Consider the following 256-nt stretch of genomic DNA (forward strand, 5'->3'; position numbering starts at 1 on the left):
CTCGCGCGCCACCACCACCGCCTCGCGCACCCATGCATGTGCGCACAGGTGCGCGGCCACCTCGCCCGGCTCGATGCGAAAGCCCCGGATCTTGACCTGCTCGTCGGTGCGCCCCAGAAACTCCAGAACGCCATCCGGCAGGTACCGCGCCAGGTCCCCCGTGCGATACATCCGCGCGCCCGGCTGCGCACTGAACGGATCGGCCATGAACCGCTGCGCGCTCAGTTCCGGACGCTTCAGGTAGCCACGCGCAACC

General features: G+C 69.9%; 1 protein-coding gene. It reads right to left on the reverse strand.

What is annotated here, in order from left to right:
- Window positions 1–256 (reverse strand): hypothetical protein (locus tag AB3X94_RS42180; protein ID WP_368614505.1); only part of this gene is annotated, 256 nt, incomplete at both ends.

It is taken from the genome of Paraburkholderia sp. BR10923 (assembly GCF_040948765.1).
Taxonomy (GTDB): domain Bacteria; phylum Pseudomonadota; class Gammaproteobacteria; order Burkholderiales; family Burkholderiaceae; genus Paraburkholderia; species Paraburkholderia youngii.